The 615-nt window shown below is 36.1% G+C and carries 1 pseudogene; it reads right to left on the bottom strand.

Annotated elements, in window-relative coordinates:
- A pseudogene (locus R8N47_RS26420) lies at positions 1-615 on the bottom strand (hypothetical protein); the annotation flags it as partial.

Below are 615 nucleotides of genomic sequence, written 5' to 3'. Positions count from 1 at the left end.
TAAGTGGAGCATTTCCTCCCTATTACCCTTGCTTTCTGCCTTTACTATTCGTGGATTGAATGCTTTCATGATGTTAATGCTAAATTCCTTTAGCTTTCCATTTACTTGAACAGCAGTGGCATAAACAGCATTGATATAAACGCCAAAGAAATGATTAAGCACAACAGCTAAGCCTTGAACTCTAGCAACGCCACAAATGGCGCCAAACGAGTTCCAACTAGTGAAGCCAATCATTTCTTTAAATAAGGCAATATCTAATTTGAAGTTTAGAAGGTTACATTCTTCATATTTAATCCGACAGTAAACCACCTTCACAATAAGCATTGTCCAAGAAACTGAGACAAACAACGTTCCCAGAGCGACTAGTTGATTTTCAAAGAGGATAATCAAAAATGCCGAAATCAACTTAAGCAGTGATTCAAAAACACTAAACACAGCATCAATACCTAAATCTTCATTGGCATTAATTTGCGCATTAAATGGCACGGTTACTACAGATGCTAATACGCCGACAGCCATAATCTGGTATAACGATTGAGCGGAAGAAACAACTGATACGGGTATGTTAATTAAATCTTCAAAAATAAAAGTTTGAAGTGAAAATAACAGTAAAAA

It is taken from the genome of Vibrio sp. 2132-1 (genome assembly GCF_033344315.1).
Note: the sequence above shows the minus strand (reverse complement) of the source record. Positions and strands in the feature narration are given on the sequence as shown.